Genomic DNA, 15,972 nt, shown 5'->3' with positions numbered 1-15,972 from the left:
ACTGATCACGTGCGCGCAGCGCACCGCCCGAGGCCGAGCAGCAGGGGGCGGACCTCGGGCAGGTCGACGGCGTAGCGGCGGAAGCCGAGGCCGTGCAGCGTCGCCGCGACCGCCTCGGAGACCGACCCGCTCAGGCGCACCCCGGCGCCCGCCGGGACGTCGCGCAGGAGGTGGACCACCACGGGGTCGAGCTCGTGGCGGGGGTCGACAGCGAGCAGGCCCCGCGCGATGTAGGAGTCGAGCGGCTCGGCGGTGAGGAACTGCCGGGCCGGGATGCCGAACATGGCCGCCTGCAGCGCGCGGACCTCGAGCCACACGACGCCGCCCGGCGCCGCGAGCTCGGTGGCGCCGAGCACGGCCCGGGGGCTCCTCAGGTAGGTGCCGACGGCCGGGGCGTCGGCACCGTCGCTGCCGTCGCCGAGGGCTGCCAGGGCCCGGGCCTCGGCCGGGTCGGAGACGTGGCGCACGGCGAGGCGCAGCCGACCGCCGTAGCCCGCCGCGCCCGCGGCGCGGGCGAGTCCCTCGCGCTGCGCGCGGATCAGGTCGGGGACGCCGAGCGGCAGCGCGAGCTCGGGGTGGCGGGTCGTCACCGCGGTCTGCTGGAGCAGCTCGCGGGACTCGTCGGCGAGCAGGTCGACGGCCCGGACGTCGACGTCGACGACCCCGCCCTCGCGCGCGGCCGCGAGCAGCGGCGCGAGGTGCTCGGCGACCGCGTCACCGACCTCGGTGAGCGCCCCGACCCCGTTGAGGCCCTTCTCCAGGAGCGTCTCCACCAGCCGGTTGAGGTCGCCGGACGCGGCGAGCACGTCGTCGATCGCGGTCACCACGCCGGTCGCCCCGGCGGCGCACGCGGTCGCGACGTCCGCGGGCAGGGTCACGCGCGCCAGCACCTCGCTGCCCGCCGCGTCGGCGGCCGCGGCCAGCAGGGTGTCCATCGCCTCGTTGGCGGCGGCCGGCGTGGTGGTGGGCAGCGCGCCCGCGAACAGCTCCCCCGAACCGCCGTCGAGCGAGACGGGGTCCCCCTCGGCGAGGGTCCGGTCCCCGATGCGGGCGGTGCGGGCCGCGTCGTCGATCTCGAGGTCGGCCGCCCCCACCACGCACGCCGTCCCGAGCGCGCGGGCGACCACCGCGGCGTGGCTCGTGGAGCCGCCCGTGGCGGTGACGATGCCGACGGCCGCGATCATGCCGTGGAGGTCGGCGGGGCTGGTGACCGAGCGGCCGAGGACGACCGCGGCGCCGGCGTCGGCCCGGTCGCGGGCCCGGTCCGGGTCGAGCACCAGCTCACCGGAGACCTCACCTGGACAGGCGCCGATGCCGGTCAGGAGCACCGGCGCGCCGGCGCGGGCGTCCGGGTCGAACCCGGGCCGCTGCGCCTGCCGGAGCTGGTCGGCGGTGACGAGGCTCAGCGCCCGGCCTGCGCTCGCGGTGCCGTCGGCGAGCAGGTCGGCGGCGATCCGTACGGCGGCCTCGGGCGTGCGCTTGGCGCTGCGGACCTGCAGGAAGTACAGGACTCCGTGCTCCACGGTGAACTCGATGTCCAGCACGTCGCCGTGCCGCGCCTCGAGCTCGGCGCCCGTGCGCTCCAGCTCGGCGAGCAGGTCGGGCGGCAGTGCCTCCTGCACGCGATCGGGGGTGCGGACGCCGGCGACGACGTCCTCGCCCTGGCTGTGCGCGAGGTACTCGCCGTAGAGGCCCGGCTCGCCGGTCACCGGGTCGCGGGTGAACGCGACGCCGGAGCCGGAGTCGTCGTCGAGGTTGCCGAACACCATCGACTGGACGACGACGGCCGTGCCCATGTCGTGCGGGATGCCGTGGTGGTCGCGGTAGGTGCGGGCCCGGCGGGTGTTCCACGAGCGGAAGACGGCCTCGACGGCGTGGACGAGCTGCTCCCAGGGCGTCTCCGGCACGCTCTCGCCGAGCTCGTCGTCGAGCGCGGCCTCGGCCGCGGCCCAGACGCGGTCGTACGTCGCCGCGGGGTCGTCGCCGGGACCGGTCGCGACGACCAGGGCGTCGACCGCCGGCCGGTCGTCGAGCGCACCCAGGACGATCTCGGAGTACATCAGGTGGAACCGCGCCACGAGGTCGGCCATGAACCGGGTGTCGGCCGAGCGCTCCGCGATCGCGACGGCGGCCTCCCGGGAGAGCCCGAGGTTGAGGACCGTGTCCATCATCCCGGGCATCGACACCGGCGCCCCCGAGCGCACGGAGAGCAGCAGCGGCTCGGGACCGGCGCCGAACGCCTTCCCCGTCGCCGTCTCCAGCGCCGCGAGCCGGTCGCGGACCTCGTCCTCCAGACCGTCGGGCAGCGCGCGGCGGTCGAGGTAGACGTGGCAGGCGGCGGTGGTGATCACGTAACCGGGCGGCACCCGCAGCCCGTCGCGGGTCATGCGCACCAGGCCGGAGCCCTTGCCGCCGAGCTCGTCGACGTCGACCGGCCCGTCGTCGGTGAACGCACGGGTCCAGGTGGTCGGGGTGGTCACTCTGTGCGCTCCCGGCCCAGGGTGCGCAGCAGGTCCTCGTGGAACTCGAACCAGACGGTGTGCGCCGAGTCGCGCGTCGGGGACGAGACGAGGTCGTGGTCGCCGGCGTCGATCGCCTCGAGCGCCGCGGCGAACCGGCTGGAGTAGGTGGCGAACCGGGCGTCGTGCCGCGCGAGGGCGTCGATCAGCGGCTCGAGGCGCCCGACGAGGCGCTCGACCCTGCTGATGACCTTCTCGTCGTAGGCGGCGTCGGTGTGGTCGTTGGTGACCTTCCGGCCGCCGACCTCCACCTGCTGCCACGACGACATGGCCGCGAGGAACTGGGTGTTCGTCGTCTCGAACCTCTCGACGAGCGCCAGGACGTCGCCGTCGGCGCGGACCGGCGCGTAGACCTCGGCGGCGGTGGCCGCGAGGGCGGGCTCGGCGTCGTCGGTGGGCAGGGCGGCGCCGCCGGCGACCACCGCGAGCCCCCCGCCCGCCAGACTCTCCAGGCGTCCCTCGACGTCACCTGCCGGCATCCCGGTGACCGCGGCGATCGCGGCGGCGTCGGCCATCTTCTTGAGCGCCAGGACGTTGAGCACGTCGTAGTCGGGCTTGGCCAGGGTCGTGACGGTCATGTGCCTCCCTCCGGTCGGCACGTGAGCACTCGGCGCCCCTGGAGGGGCGCCAAGTGCTCACGTGCACGCAGCGCACCTACAGCCAGCGGTACTTCGACCGGGTCGGGCTGACGCCGTCGGGGAAGGGCAGGTAGCCGGCGCCTGAGAAGATCTTGCTGGGCACGGTCTCCTGCGCGAATCCCCGCTTGGTGATGTCGTAGTAGTAGTTCGCGACGCGCTGGTCGATCTCCCACAGGTCGTAGTCGCGGCACGCCTTCTCGTACGTCCCGGCCTTGCGCATGTGCGGGAGGATCATGTCGATGTAGTAGACGTACTGCCCGTTCCAGATCAGGTCGCGGCGGCACATCTTCGACGTCTTCGTGTACAGCTTCAGCGTCGCGGTCTGGACACGCCCGAGGTGGTCGCCGAGATCCTTGATCGGGATGTTGTAGACCTCGCCCATCGGCGTGTCCCACTTCTCGCGGGCGAACACCGCGCCACCGACCACGGCCTGCAGGTAGTTCTTCGGCCGCGTGAACGTCGTGGAGATGTCGTTCACCCGGATCTCCTCCAGGCTCATGATCTCCGGGTCGATGATCAGCGCGAGCGTGTAGACGTGCGGAAGCCCGGCGTCCTCGCAGACGTCGCTCCAGTGGAAGACCTCCTCGTTGACGAAGAGGTCGCGCAGGATCAGCAGCCGCCCGTCGGCGAGCTCGTACGGGCCGGTGTCGCCCAGCCCGAGCCGGCAGTCGTAGTGGTCGAGGAACGCGAGCAGCTCGGCCGCCGCGTTGAACTGCGTGAACGCGCCGTGCTCGGGGCTGTCCGGCTCGAGCGGCTCGACCTGGTTGACGATCGAGTCGAGGAAGTCCTGGTCGTGGATCCGGCAGCGGTAGCGGTCCTGCGAGTTGAGGATGTAGCCGTCCTGGCGCTTGCCCCACAGCACCCGCTGCATGAACTTGAGGATCTCGTTGGACTCCTCGACGTACTCGTCGGGCTTGATCGCCTCGAGGGCGAGCAGACCGCAGCGGCCCATCCCGAAACCGACGGCGCCGATGCACCAGTCGTGCACCGCGTTCACCTTGGTGCCGATCTCGCGGCGCGCCGAGGCGCCGATGTCCATGATCCCCTGCGCGCCGCCCACGGCCTCGGTGGTCATCGCCATGAGCTCCGGCCACCGGTAGAACTCGTGCATGAAGGCCAGGATCTCGTACTCCTGGCGGGGGATCATGCCCGAGACGCCCTCGGTGGCCCGCATGACGAGCACGTCCCAGATGTTCCAGGCGAGGTAGTTGTTGAGGTCGTTGAGCTCGTCGATCGTGAAGTGGTCGCGGAGGACGTCCTCCTTCGAGACCTTCTCCAGGACGCCGCTCTTCGCGCGCGACTTCATCATCTTGTCGCCCTTGATCCCGTCGGTGACGGGCTCCATGCCGACGAAGTTGCCGGTGTAGGTCAGGTCCTGGAAGCGGAGGCCGTCGTCGCCCTCCTCGTAGCGCTGCCGGAAGGAGGCGCGCTTGCCCTCGGTCGTGGTCACTGTGCTGTCAGCTCCTGGCGTGATCGGTGGTCGGCTGGCGTCGGCGGTCCGCGGCGGCTTACTCCGCCACCACCCGGCCGGTCTCGTGGTCGGTGCAGTCGAGCCGGACCTGCTTGCCGTCGAGCTCGCGTGCGATCTCCTCGAAGTGCGCCTCGTCGGTGGAGCCGACGACGTAGCGCGAGTCGCTGCTCGTGAGGTGGGCCGTCATCACGCACGGGGTCTGGAACTCCCGCGAGAGGATGCCGAGGTGCGATTCCGGCGCCCCGGACATCGTGATCACGCCGATCGCGCCCATGCTCAGCGCCGGCGCGAGGAACGTCGTCGTGCCGCCACGGACCAGGAGGATGTGCTCCTTGAGCTTCCCGCTCTGGATCAGCTGGATCACGTCGGACGGTGCCGACAGGTACTTGACCGTCCCCGACGGGGACTTGGACGTGTCGAAGACGTTGTAGCCCTCGGCGAGGACGTCGGCCATGGAGTTCCTCCTCGAACCACTGACATGTGCGGGCGGGGCCCGGCTCCGTCGACTGTTCCGCCCGGCGTTGCCCAGGTCACAGTGCCCTGGATCACTCCACGCGCCGAGGGAGAGCGGAGACAAAAGACGTCGGCGGGGTTGTCTGGCTCGGATAGGGGCCCCGACCGCGGGCCGTCAGGCGCCGTAGACGTGCAGGGTCGGCTTGTAGACCAGCTCCTGGATGTCACCGTCGAGCGTCCGGTGCTCCAGCAGCTCGAGGTCGAGGTCCGGCGCTCCGCCGAAGACCGGCTCGGTGCCGGACCGCCCGGTGATCACGGGGAAGACGGTCACCTGGACGCGGTCGACCAGCCCCGCGGCCATGAGCGCCCAGTTCAGGGTCAGGCTGCCGTGCGAGCGCAGCGGCACGTCGGACTCCTCCTTGAGCCGGGTGACGGTCTCGACGCCGTCCCCGCCCACGACGGTGGCGTCCGGCCAGTCGAAGGGCGCCTCCAGCGTCGACGACACGACCGTCATGGGCTTGTTCCGCATCTCCGTGACCCACGGGTCGCGGACGTCGTCGCCCTCGCTGCTCTCGGCCAGCATCGCGACGAACTGCCGGAAGGTGTTCGCCCCGAAGACCATCCGCTGGTCCGGCCCGTACGAGGCGAGGCGGTGGTCGAGCAGCTCGGGGCCCTGCTTGCCCCAGTAGCCGCCCCAGTCGCCGTCGCCGCCGTAGGAGCCGTAGCCGTCGAGGCTGGAGAAGATGTCGAAGGTGTAGGTGGCGGTCATGGTGTCCTCCGTCGGGTCGGGGGCGCCGGCGGGAGTGCCGGTCCCTCACCCCGTCGACGAAAGGGCCCCGAGCGATTTCGACATCGCCGCGCGGGAATCTCGTCAGCGCCGCGGATCCTCCGGCCACGCGTGCTTCGGATAGCGGCCGCGCAGCTCCGCGCGCACCTGCGGGTAGCCGGAGTCCCAGAACGAGGCCAGGTCGGCGGTGACCGCCGCCGGGCGTCCCGCGGGTGAGAGCAGGTGGACCACGACGGGCACGCCGGCCAGGACCGGCGCCCGCTCCCACCCGAACGCGTGCTGGACCTTCAGCGCCACGACCGGTGCCGCCGGGTCGGCGTAGTCGACGCGGACGCGGCGCCCGTCGGGTGTCGTGACGTGGGTGGGCGCGAGCTCGTCGAGCCGGCCGGCCTCCGACCACGGCACGAGGGCGCGCAGCGCGGAGGCGACCGGGATCCGCGCGAGGTCGGCCCGGCGGCGCGCCCGCGTGAGGTCGAGCCACTCGTCGAGGCGGGCCAGCAGGGTCTCGTCGTCGACCGCGGGCCACGGGTCGCCCCGGGCCGCGTGCAGGAACGCCAGCCGGGACCGCAGCGCCGTCGCGGCGTCGTCCCAGCGGAGCAGCCCGAGCCCCTCGGCGGCCAGGCCGTCGCGCACCGCGGCCGCCACCGCCGCCGGGTCGGGACGGGCCAGGGGTCGGCGGGCCAGGACGATCGCGCCGAGACGCTCGCGGCGCTCGGCGACGACGTCGCCGCCCTCCCAGGCCACCACCGCGTCGTCACGCCACCAGCCCGCCGCGGCCTCCCGGGCGAGGTCCTCGTCGATCGGGACGGCCAGCCGCACCCGGGCCACCCGGTCGCCGGGGCCGCGCACGGCGTCGGCGACGGCGATCCACGGGCTGCCCCGCAATCGCGACCCGACGGCGAGCTCGACCCCGGTGCCACCGGTCGTCAGGTACTCCCGCGCCTCCTCGCCGCGGGCGCGCGCGAGCCGGTCGGGGTAGGCCAGGGCGACGACCGTGGCGGCGCCACGCCGGCTACCGGTCCGGGACGGCAGTCCGGGGACCCGACGCAACCGGCGCACCTCGGCCCGCCACCGCGGATCGTTCGCGGCGCGGGCCGCGCGCAGGCGCTCCTCGAGGTCGTCCGCGTCGCCGGGCACGTCGTCCGCGAGCAGCGCCACCACCTCGGTCGCCGTGTCCGCCCCGACGGCGTCGGCGCCGTCGAGCAGGGCGCGGCCCAGTCGGGGATGGATGCCGGCCGTCGCGACCGCTCGGCCGCGCTCGGTGATGTCGCCGCCGTGGTCGACGACACCCAGCCCGCGCAGCACCTCCCCCGCCGCGGCGAACGCGGTCGCCGGCGGCGGGTCCAGCAGCGCGAGCCCTGAACCGTCCGGGGTGCCCCACCGCGCGAGCTGCAGGGCGAAGCCCGCCAGGTCGGCGTGCGCCACCTCGGGATCGTCGTCCCGGTCGCGGTGGGCGTGCTCGGCCTCCGACCAGCAGCGGTACACCGTCCCGGGCGCCTCGCGGCCGGCCCGGCCGGCGCGCTGGGTCGCCGACGACTGCGACGCGAGCACGGTCACCAGCGCGTCGAGGCCGCGCGCGTGGTCGGTCCACGGCCGCCGGGAGAGCCCGGCGTCGACGACGACGCGGACCCCGGGCACCGTCAGGCTCGTCTCGGCGATCGACGTCGCGAGCACGACGCGGCGCCCGCCGTCCGACCCCCGCAGCACCGCGTCCTGACGCGTCGCGTCCTGCCCGCCGTGCAGGGTGAGCACCTCGGCCCCGACGCCGCCGAGACGGCGGGCCACGTCGTCGATCTCGCGGCGTCCGGGCAGGAACACGAGCACGTCGCCGCCCGCGTCGTCGAGAGCGCGGCGCACCACCGCGGCCACGTGGTCGAGCAGGGCCGGTTCCACCCGCATCCCGCGCGGCGGGGGGACGGGTCGGGACGGCGGGCTCCAGACGACGTCGACGGGGTGCATCGGGTCGGGGGCGGTGACGACGGGGCCGTCGAGCGCGGCCGCCAGGTCGTCGGCGGTCGCCGTCGCCGAGGTCGCGAGCAGGCGCAGGTCCGGGCGCAGCGCCGCCCGCGCGTCGACGGCGAAGGCCAGCGCGAGGTCGGTGTCGAGGTGGCGCTCGTGGCACTCGTCGAGGACGACGGCGTCGATCCCCGCGAGCTCCGGGTCGCGCTGCAGCCGGGCCACGAGCAGGCCCGTCGTCACGACCTCGACCCGGGTGTCCGGGCCGGTGCGGCGCTCGCCGCGGATCGCGTAGCCGATCCGCCCGCCCACCGGCTCGCCGAGCAGCCACGCCATCCGGGCGGCCGCGGCGCGGACGGCGACGCGCCGGGGCTCGGCGACGAGGACCCGTCCCCCGACCGACCCGGCGAGCGCGAGCGGCACCAGCGTGGTCTTGCCGGTGCCGGGCGGGGCGACGAGGACGGCCGCCCCGCTCCCGCCCAGCGCCTCCTCGAGCTCCGGCAGCGCGGCGCGCACCGGCAGGTCGAGGTCGACCTCGTCGATCACACCCGCCGGTCTACCAGGCGCCCGCGCGCGGTCGACGACATCGTGTGTGACCGGGTGCCGCCGCCGGGTAGCTCCTCCCCACGCCAGCGTGCGGGCCCCGTCGCCCCTGGTGTCGCTTCGCGTTGGTGCAGACCTCGCGCCACCGGGACCGCCGTCCTCATCCCGTCCACCGCCTCGACCCCCTCTGCGCGCACCTGCGCGGGAGTGGGGCGGTCGCCGCTGCCCGGACTCCCGGGGTCGGCGCGCGGCCGGGCCGGAGCCCAGGAGACCCGATTGGTCGAGATCGTCGCGATGGTGGTCGCGGTCGTCGTCGTGACCGCGTCCGTGCGCGCCGGCGCCCGCCGCCTCGGGGTCCCCGACCCCATCGCCCTGCTGGTGGTCGGCACCGCGCTCTCGTGGATCCCCGGCGTCCCGGCGGTGCGCATCGAGCCGGACTTCGTGCTGGTCGTCGTGCTCCCGGTCCTGCTCTACAGCGCGGCGTTCGCCGCCTCGGTCCCTGCGTTCCGCGTCCACCTGCGCTCGATCCTCCTGCTCTCGGTCGGGCTGACGGTCGTGTCCGCGCTCGCGGTGGGGCTGGTCGCCGCCTGGGTGGTCCCCGGGCTGGGCTTCGCGGCGGCGTGCGCGCTGGGCGCGGTCGTGGCGCCCCCGGACGCCGTCGCCGCGACCGCCGTCGCGCGACGCATCCGCATGCCGCGCCGGGTGGTGGCCCTGCTCGAGGGCGAGAGCCTGTTCAACGACGCCGCCGCGCTGACCGTGCTCACCGTCGCCGTCGGCGCGGTCACGGCCGGGTCGGTGTCGTTCGGCGAGGCGTCGGGGCAGTTCCTCCTCGCGGCCCTCGGCGGGCTGGCCATCGGCGGCGTCGCGGCCGCGGTGATCGCGTGGGTGCGCCGGCGGGTGCAGAACCCCTACACCGACGTCGTGGTCTTCCTCGTCGCCCCGTTCGCGGCGTTCCTTCCCGCCGAGGTGATCAGCGCGTCCGGCCTCGTCGCCGTCGTGGTCGCCGGGCTCTACCTGGGCCACCGCGCCACCACGATCATGGAGCCCGGGGCGCGGGTCATCACCGGCTCGGTCCGCGGCGCGGTCTCCTGGCTGCTCGAGGGGGCGGTCTTCCTGCTCGTGGGCCTGCAGATCCGCGACGTCGTCACCGCGGTCGCCCAGAACCCGCCCGGTCTCGTCGCGCTCGCCACGGGGGCGGTCGCCGTCGTGCTGGTCGTCGTCCGGGCCCTGTGGCTGCTCCTGTGCGACCAGGCCGTCCCGGCCCTCATCCGGAGGCGGACGGCCACCTGGTCGGAGTCGGCCCTCACCGCCTGGGCCGGGATGCGCGGCGCCGTCTCGCTCGCCGCGGTCCTCACCCTGCCGGTCGCGCTGCCCGACGGGCGGCAGTTCCCGCAGCGCGACCTCATCGTGTTCGTGACCTTCGTGGTCATCCTGGTCACCCTGCTCGCGCAGGGCTCCACCCTCGGTCTGCTCGCGAGCCGCATCTCCGGCACCCGCGCCGAGCGCAGCGAGGACGCCCGGAACGAGGCCGACGCCCGCCGGGCCGCCGCCGACGCCGCGATGGCGACGCTCGAGCGGATCCAGCAGGACGACCCCGGACGGGAGGAGGTCGTGGAGCAGCTGCGGCGTCGCATCACCAACCGTCAGCTCGCCGCCGACGAACAGCTCGCGGCCGCCGGGTCGCCCGAGGACGCGCACGCCACCGGCGGCCCCACCCGGTCCGGACCGGACGGGGACGCGGAGCGCCCGGACGAGCTGGCCCACGAGACGTACCGCCGCTACGGCGAGGCCCTGCTGGCCGCGGAACGGGCGTGCCTGCTCGACCTGCGCGACCGGGGCCGCCTCAGCGAGACCGCGTTCGTCCGCATCCAGCGCGAGCTCGACCTCGAGCAGGCGGCGCTGCTCGTGCGCTGACCGGGCCCTACCCCAGCGCCGGCACGATCGCCTCGATGAGGTGCGGCCCGGGCTCGCCGTACGCCCACCGCAGGGCGTCGAGCAGGTCCTCGGTGGTCTCGACCCGGCGCGCCGGCACGCCGTACCCGGTCGCCAGGGACACGAAGTCCGGCGTCGGGTCGCCCAGGGTCAGCATCCGCCCGGCTCGCCCCGAGTGCGCTGCCTCCCCGGCCCCGGTGCGGGCCAGCTCCACCCGCAGGATCGCGTACGCCGAGTTGTTGATCAGCACGGTCGTGACGTCGAGGCGCTCCCGGGCCTGGGTCCACAGCGCCTGCAGGGTGTAGAGCCCGCTGCCGTCAGCCTGCACGGCGACGACCGGCCGGTCGGGGGCCGCCACGGCCGCCCCGACCGCGGCGGGCGGACCCTGCCCGATCGCCCCGCCGGTCAGGGCGAGCTGGGTGTGCGGGGCGGCGGTCTGCAGGGCCGGGGCGAGGGCGGCCGCGGCCGTCAGCGACTCGTCGACGACGATCGCGTCCTCCGGCAGGGTCGCGGCGACCGCGGCGCACAGCGTGGGCACGTCCAGCGGTCCGGGCGGGGGTTCCGGGGCGTCGCGCGGTGCCCCCTCGGCGACCACGTCCGGCGCCACCTCGGCCGCCAGCGCCTCCAGCGCCCCGGCCGCGTCGGACGACGCGTCGGCGAGACCGACCACGGTGCACCCCGGCGGCACGAGGTCGCCGGGGACGCCCGGGTAGCCGAAGAACGACACCGGCGAGCGCGCGCCGGCCAGTACCAGCGACGACGCCCCGTCGAGCTGCGCGAGGGCCTGCTCGGCGAAGTAGGCCAGCTTGTCCGCCCGGGGCCGGTCGGCGCCGGTGTCCCAGAGGCGCGGGAACGTCTCGACCAGCAGGCGGGTCCCGGTCGCGGCGGCGACGCGCCCCGCGGCGTCGATCGCGGCCGCGGTGAGGGCCGGGCCGCCCAGCAGCAGCACCGCGCCGGGCTCGCGCACCGCGTCCGCGGCGGCGGCCACCCGCGACGGCGCCGGCGGGAACGGCGGTGCCGCGGGCAGGGCGGGCGCCGGGGCGCCGCCCTCGGACCACGACACGTCCGCCGGCAGGACGAGGGTCGCGACCTGTCCGCCGTGCTCCCGCGCCGCGGCCACCGCCCGCACCGCGTCGTCGGCCACGTCGCGGACGTCGCCGCAGACGTGCACCCAGCCCGACACCGTCTGCGCGAGCGCGGTGATGTCGGACTCGAGCGGCGCGTCGTGGCGTACGTGGTCGGTGGCGTGTGCGCCGACGACGCAGACCAGGGGCGTGCCGGCGCGGCGGGCGTTGTGCAGGTTCGCGATCCCGTTGCCCAGCCCGGGCCCGAGGTGCAGCAGCACCGCGGCGGGACGGCCGGCGAGGCGGGCGTAGGCGTCCGCGGCGCCGGTCGCGACGCCCTCGAAGAGGGCCAGCACACCGCGCATCTCCGGGACGGCGTCCAGGGCCTGCACGAAGTGCATCTCGGAGGTGCCGGGGTTCATGAAGCACACGTCGACGCCCGCCCCGACCAGCGAGCCGACCAGCGCGTCGGCGCCCCTCACCAGGCGCACCTGGCGAGCGGGCCGGACGGGGGGCGCACGGTGGTCGTCATGGGGTGCACTCCACACGGTGGCTCTCCCGGGCGCGAGGCCGGGGCCGGGGCCGAGTGATCGAAGTACCGATACGGACGCCCAGCGTCCGTGACGGCACTTCGCTGACAACCCCGGTCACTGCGAGCCGGCGGCCACCAGGGTCGCGGTGAGGGGCTCGAGGGCGGTGATCAGCTCGTCGAGCTCGGCCGGGGAGAGGGCGTCGTACGGCGGGGCGGCGAGCTCGTCGGTGCGCGCCTCGATGCGCTGCTTCGTCGCGCGGCCGGCGTCGGTGAAGCGGCCGTCGGCGTCGAGGAGCCCGCGCCCGCGCAGGCCGTCCATGACCGCGGCGAGCCGCTTCGTCGGCAGGTGGTGGATGCGCCCGAACGACTCCGCCGGATGGATGTCCATGTCGAGCGCGGACAGCACGTGGGACTCGGTGCTGCCGATCCGCTCGCCGACGAGGGCCGCGATGTGGCCGTCGCCGCGGTGCTCGCGCAGCATCGTCGCGGAGTGCCACAGCCGGGCGACCGGATCGCCCGGCACCGGCATGCTGCGCATCCCGGCGAACATCACCCGGCCGTTCACCGGGGCGCCCTGGGCGGCCTTCGTGGCCAGGTCGGCGGCGCGCACCAGGCCCGGCGAGCCGGCCAGCTCCGCGCCGAGGATCCGCCGCACCGACGCCGCGCTCCCCCGCTCCCGCGCGGCGAACGACGCCTCGGGCGGGATCGTCGCCCACGCGCTCGGGATGTGCCGCGCGGTCTCCCCGGGCGCGAAGCTGTAGAACGTCGCGTCGACGACCTCGGCCGGGACCCGCCCCAGCGACGCGGCGCGGCTCGCGAAGTAGCCGTCCCAGTAGGTGGGGTGGCCCAGCGCGGCCAGCTCCTCGTTGCACTCGTCGGCGAAGAAGGTGACCAGGCAGATCGGCTCGAGGAGCTCGAACATGCGGCGGGCGGTGTCGGTCATGGCGGGAGCCTCTCGCTGGGGGTGTGGGTCCTCCACCACGACGACGAACGAGGCTCCCTGCGATTCGACATCGTGCGGCACGATCGCGGCATGTGCCGCAACATCCGGGTCCTGCACAACTTCGAGCCCCCCGCCACCGACACCGAGGTGCACGAGGCCGCGCTGCAGTACGTCCGCAAGATCAGCGGCGCAGCGCGCCCGTCGAAGGCCAACGAGGACGCCTTCGCCCGGGCCGTCGCCGAGATCACGGCGAGCACCCGGACGCTCCTCGACGAGCTGGTGACCACCGCCGCGCCGAAGGACCGCGAGGTCGAGGCGCACAAGGCGCGGGAGCGGGCCCGCGAGCGCTACGCCCGCTGACGGCCGCGCCGAGGTGGGGGGTCCGGCGTGGTGGGACCGCTGCTGGCGAGCAAGTACCGCCGTCCCGGTCGCCGGCCCGGGACGGTCGACCGTCCGCGCCTGACCGCGGCCCTCGAGGCTGCCCGGCACGCCGCCGTCACGGTCGTGTCGGCTCCGGCCGGGTTCGGCAAGTCGACGCTGCTCGCCGCGTGGCTCGACGCGCTGCCCGCCGACGCGGCCGCGGTCGCGTGGGTCTCGCTGGACGAGCGCGACGACGACCCCGCCCGCTTCTGGACCTACGTCCTGACGGCGATGCGGGACGCGGCCGGGGTCGGTGCCGAGGCGCTGGAGCTGCTGGCGTCGTCGCCGTCGGCGCCGTCGTCCACCGAGAGCGCCCTCGTCGCCGCGCTCAACGACGTCGCCGGGATGGACCGGGACCTGGTGCTCGCCCTGGACGATCTCCACCTCGTGACCGCGCCGGAGGTGCACGACGGGATCGCGCTCCTCCTCGAGCACCGTCCGCCGCAGCTCCACCTGGTGCTCGCCACCCGGGTCGACCCGCCGCTCCCCCTGGCCCGGCGGCGCGCGACGGGCGAGCTCGTCGAGCTCCGGGCCGCCGACCTCCGGTTCACGGCGCCGGAGTCCGCGGCCTACCTGAACGGCCCGATGGACCTCGCGCTCTCCGGGGACGACGTCGCCGCCCTCGACACGCGCACCGAGGGCTGGATCGCCGCGCTGCAGCTCGCGGCGCTGTCGATGCGCGGGCGCGACGACGTCGGCGCGTTCATCGCCGGGTTCGCCGGCGACGACCGCCACGTCGTCGACTACCTGGCCGAGGAGGTCCTCGGCCGCCAGCCGGACGACGTCCGCGACTTCCTGCTGGAGACGTCGGTCCTGGAACGGCTGACCGGCCCGCTGTGCGACGCCGTGACCGGGCGCGACGGGAGCCGCGCGACGCTCGCCGCGCTCGAACGCGCCAACCTGTTCCTGGTGCCGCTCGACGACCGCCGGCAGTGGTACCGCTACCACCACCTGTTCGCCGACGTCCTGCGCACGCACCTCGCCGACGAGCGCCCGGAGGTCGTCCCGGAGCTCCACCGCCGCGCGAGCCGCTGGTTCGCCGGGGTCGACGACGTGCCCGCCGCCGTCGACCACGCCCTCGCCGGCGGCCACGTCGACCTCGCCGCGGAGCTGATGGAGCGGGCGATGCCGGCGATGCGCCGGGAACGGCGGGAGGCCGAGCTCCTGCGCTGGGTGCGCTCGGTGCCCGACGACGTCGTGCGGAGACGACCGGTCCTCGGCCTGGCCTTCGTGGGCGCGCTCGCCCAGGCCTCGGCGTTCGACACCGTCGAGCAGCGCCTCGCCGACGTCGAGCACGCCGTGCGGCCGGACGGCGACCCCTGGCCCGCCCACGCCCCGGCCGGTCTCGTCGTCGTCGACGAGGACGGGTACCGGTCGGTGCCCGCGGGGCTCGAGGTCTACCGGGCGGCGCTCGCCCTGCGCCGCGGGGACCTCGACGCCGCCGCCGCGCACGCGCGGGACGGCCTCGCCCTGGTCCCGGACTCCGACGACCTGACCCGCGCGGCGGCCGGCGCCCTCGGCGGGCTCGCCTCGTGGGCGCGCGGCGACCTGGTCGGAGCGGAGAGCGCCTACGTCGCGGCGATCGCCGGGCTGCAGCGGGCCGGCTTCGTCGCCGACGTGCTCGGCTGCTGCATCGCCCTCGGCGACATCCGCCGCACGCTCGGCCGCCACCGCGACGAGGAACGGCTGTACCGGTGGGCCCTCGCCCTCACCGACCCGGCCGCCCCGGTGCGCGGCACGGCGGACATGCACGTCGCCCTGGCCGGCACGCTGATCGCGCGGGACGAGCTCACCGCGGCCGACGAGCACCTGGACGCGGCCCGGCGGCTCGGCGAGCACCGGGGGCTGCCGCAGCACCCGTACCGCGCGCGGGTGGCGGCGGCACGGCTGAGCGCGGCGCGCGGCGACCACGACACCGCGCTCACCCTGCTCGACGAGGCCGAGCGGACCTACGACGGCGACTACTCCCCCGAGGTCGAGCCCGTGCCGGCGGTCCGCGCCCGCCTGCGGATCCGGCGCGGCGAGCTGCGCGAGGCCGAGGCCTGGGCGCGCCGGCGGGGGCTCTCCCCCGACGACGCGCCGTCCTACCTCCGCGAGTACGAGCACCTCACCCTCGCCCGCCTGCTCCTCGCGCGCCGCGACGACACCGCCACCGCGCTGCTCGAGCGGCTGCGGGCCGCGGCCGAGCAGGGCGCGCGCCAGGGCACCGTCCTCGAGATCCTCGTGCTGCAGGCGCTCGCCGCCCAGGCCCGCGGCGACGTGCCGGCCGCGCTCGACGCCCTGCGCCACGCCCTCGCGCTCGCCGGGCCCGAGGGCCTCGTGCGCGTCGTCACCGACGAGGGGACGCCGATCGCGACGCTGCTGCGGGCGCTCACGAAGCAGGACCCCGCGTACCCGTACGCGCGCCGCCTGCTCGCCGCGGGCACCGGTGACGTGCCCACCCCGTCGGCCCTGGTCGACCCGCTGAGCGAGCGGGAGCTCGACGTCCTGCGCCTGCTCGCCTCGGACCTCGACGGACCGGACATCGCTCGCGAGCTGTCGGTCTCGCTGAACACCCTGCGGACCCACACCAAGAGCATCTACGCGAAGCTCGGCGTCACCAGCCGCCGCACCGCCGTGCGCCGCGCCCACGACCTCGGCGTGCTGCCGCTCCGTCGCTGACCGTCACTCACCACACGTGGTGAGGACCGCTCACCACGTCCGCGGCCATCGTT

11 protein-coding genes are annotated in these 15,972 nt (G+C 75.4%); 3 read left to right on the top strand and 8 right to left on the bottom strand.

Annotation, left to right across the window (positions count from 1 at the left end; all coding sequences use genetic code 11):
• Positions 1-5 precede the first annotated feature (5 nt).
• The 6 genes from ACR9E3_RS09010 to hrpB form a co-directional block, all read right to left on the bottom strand.
• A complete protein-coding gene (locus ACR9E3_RS09010; RefSeq protein ID WP_460379892.1) occupies positions 6-2,480 on the bottom strand; it encodes a pyruvate, phosphate dikinase in 2,475 nt (824 codons plus the stop codon).
• On the bottom strand, positions 2,477-3,097 hold the full coding sequence (locus ACR9E3_RS09005) for a hypothetical protein (RefSeq protein ID WP_460379891.1): 621 nt from the start codon (positions 3,095-3,097) through the stop codon (positions 2,477-2,479). The genes ACR9E3_RS09010 and ACR9E3_RS09005 overlap by 4 nt, the downstream gene beginning before the upstream one ends.
• A 76-nt stretch (positions 3,098-3,173) precedes the next feature.
• Entirely contained in the window at positions 3,174-4,607 is a 1,434-nt protein-coding gene (locus tag ACR9E3_RS09000; protein ID WP_460379890.1) for a hypothetical protein, read from the bottom strand.
• Positions 4,608-4,665: 58 nt separating this feature from the next.
• Positions 4,666-5,082: a PEP-utilizing enzyme gene (locus tag ACR9E3_RS08995; RefSeq protein ID WP_460379889.1), complete on the bottom strand. Its 417-nt coding sequence runs from the start codon at positions 5,080-5,082 to the stop codon at positions 4,666-4,668.
• A 174-nt stretch (positions 5,083-5,256) separates the two neighbouring features.
• Entirely contained in the window at positions 5,257-5,850 is a 594-nt protein-coding gene (locus ACR9E3_RS08990; protein WP_460379888.1) for a dihydrofolate reductase family protein, read from the bottom strand.
• A gap of 102 nt (positions 5,851-5,952) precedes the next feature.
• Positions 5,953-8,370 (bottom strand): ATP-dependent helicase HrpB, encoded by a 2,418-nt coding sequence (hrpB, locus tag ACR9E3_RS08985; RefSeq protein ID WP_460379887.1) that lies wholly within the window; start codon positions 8,368-8,370, stop codon positions 5,953-5,955.
• Between the two features lie 273 nt (positions 8,371-8,643).
• Here hrpB and ACR9E3_RS08980 point away from each other — a divergent pair, with 273 nt between their 5' ends.
• On the top strand, positions 8,644-10,281 hold the full coding sequence (locus ACR9E3_RS08980; protein WP_460379886.1) for a Na+/H+ antiporter: 1,638 nt from the start codon (positions 8,644-8,646) through the stop codon (positions 10,279-10,281).
• 7 nt (positions 10,282-10,288) lie between these two features.
• Here ACR9E3_RS08980 and ACR9E3_RS08975 read toward each other — a convergent pair whose 3' ends face one another.
• Positions 10,289-11,845, bottom strand: a complete 1,557-nt coding sequence (locus tag ACR9E3_RS08975) for an acetolactate synthase large subunit (protein WP_460379885.1) — start codon at positions 11,843-11,845, stop codon at positions 10,289-10,291.
• A 165-nt stretch (positions 11,846-12,010) separates the two neighbouring features.
• Positions 12,011-12,838 (bottom strand): SCO6745 family protein, encoded by an 828-nt coding sequence (locus tag ACR9E3_RS08970; protein WP_460379884.1) that lies wholly within the window; start codon positions 12,836-12,838, stop codon positions 12,011-12,013.
• A gap of 90 nt (positions 12,839-12,928) precedes the next feature.
• Between ACR9E3_RS08970 and ACR9E3_RS08965 the strand changes: the two genes are divergently transcribed.
• The gene (locus ACR9E3_RS08965; protein ID WP_285656900.1) at positions 12,929-13,198 is read left to right on the top strand and encodes a DUF2277 domain-containing protein; all 270 of its coding nucleotides are present in this window, start codon (positions 12,929-12,931) and stop codon (positions 13,196-13,198) included.
• Between the two features lie 27 nt (positions 13,199-13,225).
• Positions 13,226-15,919, top strand: coding sequence for a LuxR C-terminal-related transcriptional regulator (locus tag ACR9E3_RS08960; RefSeq protein WP_460379883.1), 2,694 nt, complete (start codon positions 13,226-13,228; stop codon positions 15,917-15,919).
• Positions 15,920-15,972: the final 53 nt, after the last annotated feature.

The organism is Actinomycetospora sp. C-140 (assembly GCF_054796175.1).
Note: the sequence above shows the minus strand (reverse complement) of the source record. Positions and strands in the feature narration are given on the sequence as shown.